General features: G+C 45.3%; 10 protein-coding genes. 5 read left to right on the forward strand and 5 right to left on the reverse strand.

Annotation, left to right across the window (positions count from 1 at the left end):
• Positions 1 to 145: 145 nt before the first annotated feature.
• Positions 146 to 1,048, reverse strand: a complete 903-nt coding sequence (yddG, locus tag R8N47_RS12060; RefSeq protein WP_064354601.1) for an aromatic amino acid DMT transporter YddG — start codon at positions 1,046 to 1,048, stop codon at positions 146 to 148.
• Between the two features lie 120 nt (positions 1,049 to 1,168).
• On the opposite strand from yddG, the gene R8N47_RS12065 reads away from it, so the two are divergent.
• The 4 genes from R8N47_RS12065 to R8N47_RS12080 all read left to right on the forward strand — a co-directional run bounded on the left by R8N47_RS12065 (position 1,169) and on the right by R8N47_RS12080 (position 4,689).
• A complete protein-coding gene (locus R8N47_RS12065) occupies positions 1,169 to 1,318 on the forward strand; it encodes a hypothetical protein (RefSeq protein WP_017634379.1) in 150 nt (49 codons plus the stop codon).
• 12 nt (positions 1,319 to 1,330) lie between these two features.
• A complete protein-coding gene (gene elbB / locus R8N47_RS12070; RefSeq protein ID WP_017634378.1) occupies positions 1,331 to 1,981 on the forward strand; it encodes an isoprenoid biosynthesis glyoxalase ElbB in 651 nt (216 codons plus the stop codon).
• A gap of 333 nt (positions 1,982 to 2,314) precedes the next feature.
• Positions 2,315 to 3,463 (forward strand): L-threonine dehydrogenase, encoded by a 1,149-nt coding sequence (yiaY, locus tag R8N47_RS12075; RefSeq protein ID WP_042521463.1) that lies wholly within the window; start codon positions 2,315 to 2,317, stop codon positions 3,461 to 3,463.
• Positions 3,464 to 3,612: 149 nt separating this feature from the next.
• Complete coding sequence (locus R8N47_RS12080; protein WP_064354600.1) at positions 3,613 to 4,689, forward strand: PQQ-dependent sugar dehydrogenase; 1,077 nt, start codon at positions 3,613 to 3,615, stop codon at positions 4,687 to 4,689.
• 27 nt (positions 4,690 to 4,716) lie between these two features.
• On the opposite strand, the gene R8N47_RS12085 is transcribed toward R8N47_RS12080, so the two are convergent.
• Positions 4,717 to 5,712 (reverse strand): S66 peptidase family protein, encoded by a 996-nt coding sequence (locus tag R8N47_RS12085; RefSeq protein WP_009701162.1) that lies wholly within the window; start codon positions 5,710 to 5,712, stop codon positions 4,717 to 4,719.
• A 124-nt stretch (positions 5,713 to 5,836) separates the two neighbouring features.
• Here R8N47_RS12085 and R8N47_RS12090 point away from each other — a divergent pair, with 124 nt between their 5' ends.
• Entirely contained in the window at positions 5,837 to 6,451 is a 615-nt protein-coding gene (locus tag R8N47_RS12090) for an HAD family hydrolase (protein WP_005375585.1), read from the forward strand.
• A 107-nt stretch (positions 6,452 to 6,558) separates the two neighbouring features.
• On the opposite strand, the gene R8N47_RS12095 is transcribed toward R8N47_RS12090, so the two are convergent.
• The 3 genes from R8N47_RS12095 to R8N47_RS12105 form a co-directional block, all read right to left on the reverse strand.
• A complete protein-coding gene (locus R8N47_RS12095) occupies positions 6,559 to 7,038 on the reverse strand; it encodes a Dps family protein (protein ID WP_005375587.1) in 480 nt (159 codons plus the stop codon).
• Between the two features lie 300 nt (positions 7,039 to 7,338).
• Positions 7,339 to 9,339, reverse strand: coding sequence for a methyl-accepting chemotaxis protein (locus R8N47_RS12100; RefSeq protein ID WP_053303759.1), 2,001 nt, complete (start codon positions 9,337 to 9,339; stop codon positions 7,339 to 7,341).
• Between the two features lie 121 nt (positions 9,340 to 9,460).
• Positions 9,461 to 9,814 carry a hypothetical protein gene (locus tag R8N47_RS12105; protein WP_064354599.1) on the reverse strand — a complete coding sequence of 118 codons (354 nt, stop codon included), beginning with the start codon at positions 9,812 to 9,814 and terminating at the stop codon, positions 9,461 to 9,463.
• Positions 9,815 to 9,990 lie beyond the last annotated feature (176 nt).

A 9,990-nucleotide genomic window follows, 5' to 3' on the forward strand; every position in this document is an offset into this window, starting at 1 on the left:
ACCAAAGAGCCGTTAAAACTCAATAAAAAGCTCCCAATCTCGGGAGCTTTTTTAATTTTTTCGATTTAGTTGCTTCGTATTCGAATACAGCTCGCAAGGGAGATCTGTTCGTTGCTCACTTAAATTCTCTGATCTCGTTGGTAACTTATCCAGCCGCTTCGCGCTTCTCTTTGGTGACTAACCAACACATCAGCGAGCCCACCGTTACCATCACAACGCCCTGCCAAAAGCTATGGCTCAGAGTTACGCCAAGAATAATGGAAGAAAATAAAGCGGAAAAAATGGGCGTGAAGTAAGACAAGGTGGCGAGAAAAACCATATTGCCGCCAACGATCGCGATGTTCCATAAACCATAACCACCAGCCATTAAAGCCGCAGAAGCCATTAAGTACCCCATCGCTTCCCAACTGAATGTCATTGGTGGCTCATCGGTAAACGCATATTTGACCCAAAGCGAAACAGCTGTTGCAATGAAAAACAGGGTAATCGCATTATGTTTAGATTGCTGCCTTTGGGTTAAGTTGCAATAAAAGGCCCATATAACCGCCCCAGCGAAAGCCATAAAATACACCAGAGGGTTACTACTAACATTGGACATGATCTGAGTTATGGATAAGCCATTCTCACCGCTCACAGTCCAAGCAACCCCAACAAACGCCAGCGTAACTGCTGGATAAAGCAACCAGTTTGTTTTTTTATTGCTGCCAAGGACCGCAAATAAAACCGTCAATGCGGGCCAAAGGTAGTTGACAATCGACACCTCAATTGCCTGTGCGCGCGAGTTGGAATATCCCAAAGATAGAGCGAGAAATATTTCATAACAGACGAACATCGCACCACCAAGCGCAAGATACTTGGGAGAAAAGTAAGACAACTTTGGAATACCGACCACGATAAGAAGGAAAACAGAGCTAAGAGAGTACAACATGGCTGCCCCGCCTACAGGACCTAAACTCTCCGTAACCAACCTCGCGATGCCAAGCAGACAACTCCAAGAGAGAATCGCGATACAACCATAAAGTGTGAAACGAAATTGCACTGATTTCATGTGACCTACCACTCACGAATGCCAAAGGAAACGTCAGCTTAACTCAAAAATGATCAGGTTCAACGTACTGTTTTATAAAAATCAGTATAAAAATCATTCTATTAAGCCGTTGGAGTCGATATGAAACATTTTCTGCCCTCTAGTGTTATGCTTACACCCTTTGTTGTGCGCTACTATGATGAAGATGACAACGAGAGTGAAAACGTTAAAACACATTCGGAAACGCATGGTCTAGATAGCGAAGAGCAATCTAAGGAACGTTCAGAGTAAAGGAATCCAAACATGAAAAAAGTCGCAGTCATTTTAAGTGGTTCAGGCGTTTACGACGGTTCTGAGATCCACGAAGCAGTGTTGGCGCTCTACGCCATCGAGAAGGCAGGTGCAACTTGGCACTGCTTTGCACCTAACATTGACCAACTCCACGTCATCAATCACCTAACTGGTGACGAAATGGATGAAACACGTAACGTATTGATCGAATCAGCTCGTATTGCACGCGGAAATATTGACGATGTAGCCAAACTTAACGTTGATGAATACGATGCCCTACTGCTTCCAGGTGGGTTTGGTGCCGCGAAAAACTTAACCGACTTCGCTGTTTCGGGTGCGGAGTGCTCCATTAACACACACGTAGCTCAAGCTTGTCGCGCGTTTGCTAATGCGAAAAAACCAGCTGGCTATCTGTGTATTTCTCCTGTCATTATTCCGATGATTTATGAGCAAGGCGTGAAAGGAACGGTAGGCAACGATGAGGCAGTCTCAATAGCATTTAATCAAATGGGCGGTGAACACACCACGTGCCCTGTCGAAGACATCGTTTTTGATGAAAAACACCTCGTACTTTCAACCCCTGCTTACATGTTGGCAGAAAATATCTCTCAAGCGGCTTCAGGTATCGAAAAGTTAGTATCAAAGCTGATTAAAATAGCTTAATTATTAGTAGTTAGCTTATAAAACACTTCCCTATCCCCATTGATAATTAAGTTATTAATGGGGATTTTTTATACTTTAGTCGAATTTAGAGATATATCCGCGTCAGAAGTCAATTTCTGCCAATCGTTTGCGTCCATAGTTTCATATTTGTTCTACTTTATATCAGTGTTGCACTTATACGCAGTGCAACAAGATCACTGTCACAGTTTTTCTCTTGCAAGTACCTCTAAGTAGGTAAACTTGCTTCAGATCAACTTCAATCTGGAAACGAATGTGCGACAGTAAATGGCAAATTAAGAAAGATTATTAAAAATAACGACGGAGCTATCCAATATGACAAGTGCATTTTTTATCCCTACGGTAAACCTAATGGGCGCTGGTTGTTTGAAAGACGCAGCAGACAGCATCCAATCTCAAGGCTTTAAAAAAGGTTTGATCGTTACGGATAAGATCCTTAACCAAATCGGTGTAGTCAAACAAGTTCAAGACCTTCTCACTGAGCGCGATGTAGCAACCGTTGTGTTTGATGGTACTCAACCAAATCCAACTATCAGCAACGTTAACGACGGCTTAGCACTTCTTACTGATAACGAATGTGACTTCGTTGTCTCTCTAGGTGGTGGTTCACCACACGACTGTGCGAAAGGTATCGCGCTTGTTGCTTCTAACGGCGGCAAAATCGCAGATTACGAAGGCGTAGACCAGTCTGCAAAACCAATGATGCCACTTATCGCAATCAACACGACGGCAGGTACTGCATCTGAAATGACGCGTTTCTGCATCATCACTGACGAAGAGCGTCACATCAAGATGGCTATCGTTGATAAGCACACAACACCGCTTATCTCGGTAAACGATCCAGAGCTAATGCTAGCTAAACCTGCTTCGCTAACTGCGGCAACAGGTATGGATGCCCTAACTCACGCGATTGAAGCTTACGTATCTATCGCAGCAACACCAATCACTGATGCGGTAGCAATTAAAGCGATTGAGCTTATCCAGGCTTATCTACGCACAGCAGTGAAAAACGGTGAAGATCTAGAAGCTCGTGAACAAATGGCATACGCGCAGTTCATGGCGGGTATGGCATTCAACAACGCGTCTCTAGGTTACGTACACGCAATGGCACACCAGCTAGGTGGTTTCTATGACCTTCCACACGGTGTTTGTAACGCGATTCTTCTACCTCACGTACAGCGTTACAACGCGCAAGTATGTCCTGAGCGCCTACGTGACGTAGCAAAAGCAATGGGCGTAAACGTAGAAGGCATGTCTGCTGAAGCAGGTGCAGCGGCAGCAATCGACGCTATCGTTACTCTAGCGAAAGATGTGGGTATCCCAGCAGGTATCAAAGAGCTTGGTGCGAAACTAGAAGACATCCCAACACTAGCAGACAACGCACTGAAAGACGCTTGTGGTTTCACTAACCCTAAACAAGCAACTCACGAAGAAATTTCTAAGATCTTCGAAGAAGCGATGTAATCTCGCTAACTAAACAATTCTCTAGCCTTAATTCAATCCCCGATCTCGTATCGGGGATTTTTTACATTCATATACAAGTGAATCTCTGCCAAACATAGTCTTTTAGTGTTAGCTTTTAAGTATTAACACGATTCATATTGGAAGGAACCATGAGAACGATTGCTGCTACCCTACTCGCTTGTTTATCCTTTTCTGCCAACACTGCCGAATACCGCGCCAACGAAGTGGCGAATGGATTTCAGATCCCTTGGGGGATCGAGTTCTTAGATAATCAACGCGTTATCGTCAATGAAAAGAACGGTACGGTTTCGTTGCTGGATATCACCACAGGCAAACCTCAAAAGTTGTTTAACGTTCCCAATTTGAACACCAGTGGACAAGCTGGCTTATTGGATGTCGCGCTCGCACCGAATGCCGATAAGCAAAACCCGCAACTCTTCTTTACCTACAGCAAGCGTACGAGCAAAGGCAATACGGTGGCGTTAGCGACGGCACAATTGCAAAACAATCAGCTTGTAGGTTGGAAAGATCTCTTTGTTGCTGATGCCTTCACCGATACAGGTCGCCACTACGGCAGTCGAATTTCATTTATTGACGACAAAGTTTACTTCTCAATCGGTGACCGTGGCGAACGTGATAATGGGCAAGACACTCAAACTCATGCTGGCAGTATTCTGCGCCTTAACCTTGATGGTTCGGTTCCGCAAGACAACCCATTCAAACCTTCCGAAGCTCGCCCTGAGATATGGAGTTACGGGCACCGCAACCCACAAGGTATGTTTTACGACGAAGCAACAAAACAGCTGTGGTCGATTGAGCATGGACCACGCGGCGGCGATGAAATTAACCTAATCAAGAAAGGCGCAAACTACGGCTGGGCTAAAGTCTCTCATGGTAAAGAATATTGGGGTCCGTTGGACGTCGGGGAAGCTAAGTCGTTACCGGGAATGGAAGATCCAAAGTTGGTATACATCCCTTCTATCGCACCTAGCAATATGATTTTGTACCGTGGCGATAAATACCCAGAGTTGGACGGAAAAATCCTCGCCGGTGCATTGAAACTGGCGCACATCAACGTGGTTTCTATTGAGAATGGCAAGCTTACCGAATCAAAAAGATTGATGGAGAATCTTGGTGAGCGAGTAAGAGATATAACCATCAGCCCCGATGGCTATATCTATTTTTCTACCGACAGCGGCAAAATCTTTCGTCTTGAGGAGAAATAGTTTTCTCTGACGAACGAGTCAAAAAAGCTAGCTCTTTAAACTCACTGCCACCGTTTCATTGTCAAAGTCGAGCGTCATGGTCGAGCCCAATGGAACGGTAAGCATTGGGTGGGTATGACAGCTATCAAAGTCATACAAAATTGGCAGTGGTTGACCGTTAAGTACTTCTAATAACACGTCTATAGGTGCTCGTCCTGTGCCTTTATCGTTGAACTTTTCATGCTTGCCGAGCACAACCGCACCAACTTTATCAAACACGCCAGAAAGCTTGAGCAGCGCAAAAGAGCGTTCGACCGTTTCAATACCCTGCAAGCAATCTTCCACCAGCAAAATATCGCCTTGTTCGATACTCGGCATAAACTTGCTTGCCCAGATGCCTGTCATGGTATTGAGGTTGCCGCCAATCAAGCGTCCGGTGATCTTGCCTTCGCCTTTAAAGTGCCACTGGTTCGCTAGCGTGTGCTTTGCGCGGTCTTGCTCGCCCCACTCTATCCATTCATCTGTCCACCCTTGAGGCATTGTGTATTGATGCGCCAATCCATCTAACGTATTCACAATCGACTCAAACGAAGCGAAGGTCTCGTCCACCAGTGGCGGGAATTCACCCAGAGATGCCACTAAAGCGGGACCATAGAAAGTAACGATGCCGGTTTGTGCATAAATGCCCATGAGTAGAGCCGTCACATCCGAATAGCCAACAATGATCTTGGGATCTTTCTTCAATGCCTCGTAATCAATGTAAGGCAGCAATGAGTTACTGTTGTAACCGCCAATGGTAGACATAATACAGCGCACTTCAGGATCACGAATCAGCGCATTCAATTCTTCTACTCGCTCTTGAATCGAACCCGAGCGATATTGGTCAGTTTTGCCCGTTAAGCTACCTGCTTTTAGCTGGTAACCATGGGATTCCACATACGCTTTGGCACGTTCAAAACGCGCAGGTGCGAACACCGTGGCTGGGGAGGATGGCGAGAAAAAGCCGATGGTGTCGCCTTTTTGTAATGGTTTAGGAATGATCATGCGCGTCCTTGTTTTGTGATACATGGTTGATTTATTTTCGTACAATCTAAGCAGAAGAATCTAAACTTAACAATAACCTTTTGTTTTTTAAAACGATAGTTCGGTTAAGTTGTACGAGGTCATTATGATTCCATTCCCTTTACAGCTCGATAAAATTAAAGCCGTGGTGTTTGATTTAGACAACACTTTGGTGAGTTCTGATATGAACTTCGGCGAATTGCGACAACAGCTAGGTTGTCCGCAGAGTGAAGATCTATTGGATTTTGTCGACGCACTTGAGCATCCTCACCATAGAGAGCACGCTCATAACGTGATATTTGATTACGAGATTTCTGATGCTGAGCAGTCTGCGCCAATGATTGGCTGCCATGAATTGCTCGCCCACTTGCATCAAAATGAAATCAAAACCGCTATCGTGACGCGCAACTGCCAAATCGCCACTCAGCGCAAACTAGAGCACAACCAAATCTCAGTAGAACGAGTCATCACTCGTGAATGCTTCCCGCCCAAGCCAGACCCTTTGTCTCTGCAGGTATTGGCGAAAGAGTGGCGTTTGATGCCTGATGAAGTGCTTTATGTCGGCGATTACCTTTACGACTTGCAGGCAGCGTATAACGCGCAGATGCCCTCTTGCCTTGTGCACCATGGGAATCAAGAAACCTTCAATGACTCAGCCTCGTTGGCGCTTAATGAACTCAGCGATTTACTGAGCCATTTCCAATCCTTACCACGCAAATAAAGCGCACACATAAAACACGCACACAAAAAAGGGGCACCAGCGTGCCCCTTATGACTTATTCCCGATTGTTTCATGCGTTCCCAAGGATTGCTTGGGTGATGCGCTGCTTAGCCTTGTAGGTAAGCGTTAAGCATCCACATTAATTTTTCTTGCTCACGGATGTAGTCACCCATCAATGCCGCTGTACCTTCGTCATCTGCTTCACCCGCGTTTTGTAGAATCTCACGCTGTTTTAGAAGTAGAACGCTAAAGCCTTGAACCAGACCTTGTACACACTCCTCACCAGAAGTCGCGTTTTGATGTTCTTTAATTTCACTTGCTTCCAAGTAGTTGCTGAATGCGTGTGCTGGCGTATGACCCAAAGTTAGAATACGCTCTGCAAGCTCATCGATTTTTGTTTGTAGATCAGTATAGATCTCTTCAAATTTTACGTGCAGTTCGAAGAATTGCGTACCTTTAATGTTCCAGTGGTAACCACGAGAGTTCATGTATAACACTTGGTAATGCGCTAGCAGTTGATTTAACTGTTGAGCTAGTTGTGCTGATTGTTCGCTGTCTAGACCAATTAGGCTTACTTGTTTGTTCATAATCTTGCTCCTAGAAGGATGATACCAATCGTAGTAACGAACGATTCTCTTACCGGGATTGGTATAAAGTTTAAAAATTCTTTTGCAGTATTTGCTGCCGATGGAGTCATATTACGACTCTGGCTCGGTGAAGAAAATTTGGTTTTAACTATGATTTAAATAGCTAAATCCAATGAGCAAGTAGACGAATATCGGCGTATCATCCAACAAAAAGCCCCAACCCTTTTTGTGTAAAAAGAATTGGGGCTTTTTGACTATTTGGTTAATGTTCAAAAGTCGATGAACAGACGTAAACCTTATCTATGCCGTTTTGAAAGTTGCCATCTGTTGATTCAGCTCGGTAACTTGCTCTTTTACTTGCAATGATGTCTCTGATGCACGTTGGCTGTTATTCGACACCTCATCAACTGATTGAGTAATACCGGACATCAATCCAGTGATCGAATTGGTCGCATGAGATTGCTGCTCTGCCGCTGCCGCAAGCTCTGCCATTTGTTCATTCAAGGAACCTATTTGCTCAGTAGTAACAAGCAAACGAGTTACCGCTTTTTCAATGTGCTCAGCGCCCTGCTCCGCAAGTGATTGACTGTGTTCAATCTCCTCAACCACCGAATTGGTCGAGCGTTGAATCGCGTTGATAATGCCGTTGATTTCCGTCGTCGATTGAGTAGTGCGCGTCGCTAACATACGCACTTCGTCCGCCACAACCGCAAAGCCTCGCCCTTGGTCACCTGCGCGCGCTGCTTCTATCGCGGCATTCAATGCCAGTAAGTTAGTTTGCTCTGCCAAACCTTCAATCACTTCCGTCACTCGACCAATGGCTTCGCTCTCTTTGCTTAGCTGTGTGACTTGCGTACTCGCAGTTTCAATGCTGCCGTGCAAACTTTCCATGGTGACTTTGTTTTGCTCTAAAGCATCGCGACCTTGTTCAATCTCGCCTTTTGAATCAGAAAGCTTCTGCACAGATTGATTGGCTTGATCTAGAGTGTTACGCGCTGCTAAAGCGATTTCATCCAATTGGCTTCCCATTTCAACAATGCTGGTCTGTTGCTGTTCAACATTCGATGAAGTGACTTGCGCCGATTCCAATAAAGCCCCCATGCTGGTATCCACTTGGTGCGCTTTCTCACTCACCCCTGCCACGATGCTCGCTAACGATTGGTTCATGCGGTTAATCGAATCAGTAAGGTCTGCCAATTCATCTTTCCCAACAACAGTTAACGGAGGCTGAGAAACATCTCCTGAAGCGATGGTCTTGGCTCGCTCCGATAAGTTTTTCACTCGGCGACCAATGGTATTGCCCATGTATTTTGAAATCGCTACTGCGGCAAACAAAACCAATGCCGCAGCAATCAACATAGTGGTGAGTACGTTCTTGATCGACTGATTAATACCCTGTCCACTTTGATCAGCACGACTTTGCTGAGCCAATACGATCGTTTCTAAACTTTGGTCTAGTGCATCCGCTGCTGGCAACAGTTCATTCGCCATTAACAAGTTTGATTCGTTCCATTCTGGCGATTGACGCAATGCAATTACCTGCTCTGCTAAAGGAAAGTACAGTTGCTGCATTTCCTTAAACAGTGACCACAATGATTGGTCGTTATCAGTCAGTCTGTCGAGTTTACTGTCGATTTCCGCCACGGACTGATTGTGGTACTTAATCAAGTCGTGGTATTTGTCCAAATGATCTTGCTGCCCGTACAACAGGAAATCTCGCAGAGCAGACAGTGCATTGGCGAGCGAGGTATAACTGTCGGCATAGACTTTAAACAGACGTTTTCTGTCTCCACCAAATGGGTTTCCTGACTCTTCATTGATTAAGCTTTGAAGCTGATCAAGTGCCACTTCTGCAATGGGTGCCGCTTCGTTAATAAAGAGGTTGTGCGCGGGCAAGTTCTCGTCACTGTGGCTGAGTTCAATCAACTTGTTTAAAGAGACTTTTACCGCATCCCACTGACTTTGAATCGCTTGAAAATCCTGTTCAGAGATCAAAGCCTGCAAAGTCGGAAGCGACTCGTCTGTAGATGCCATGATATTGCGTACGTCCTCACTCAGACGTGCACTCGCCTCTTCATCGCCACCTAGCAACATGTAGGCTCGAATAGAAGACAGCGACGCTTGAACGGACTGTTGGATACCGCGACTGGTGTCGACGGTCGGTAGATCAGATTTAAGTAACGAAGAGGCGTATTGCTCTACGGTGGTGACGTTGCGATACGTGAATACCGCTGATGCCATAAAAAGTACGGCTAGCAGCACAAAACTGAGCTGCAACTTCCCTGATATCGTAAGGTTCATCCATAAACTCCTGACAACGATGAGCCTTAAATATAACGATGTTTACAAAAATGTTAAATACAGGTATCAAAAGTTACTAAGAAAACCATGTAAACCACTATTTCAAGCCAAGAAATGGGACTTATTCGAAGTATGGTATGCGCTCACTACGTAAAATCAGATAATTAACGTAAGTGGTTTCTAAGCAGTCTTGCTCCCACAACGAGAGAATCCGCTTGGTGGCAAAGTAGTAATCTTTATTACGCAGTAGCACGCCCACCGTACGGTTGAGCTGCTCAAAGCGCTGTTGCTCATTAGCAGAGATGTAATTGTCTTCATTCTGAATGATGGGCGCCAATCCATCTGCAAACCAATTGTTCAGAATTTCACGCATCTCTAGTTCCGACTCCGGCACATCGATACTCGACAACTCACGATGCTGTGGTGGTGGCACTATGTACTTTGACGCTTTTGGCGAACTGACATAACGGTACATGTCGCTCCTCCTTGTAAATGACTCTTATACCCAAGTGACTTCAAGATGCAGGATTCAGAGCGTTGTCATTGATTCGGGGTCAAGGAAAACAACGCAGCGTAATAGTCAGCTCTTTCCAAGTTGTTTGACACAGAAGCCGAGTCAATGACACGCTCCCGAAGGGCGAGCTGTCTTGG

Source organism: Vibrio sp. 2132-1 (assembly GCF_033344315.1).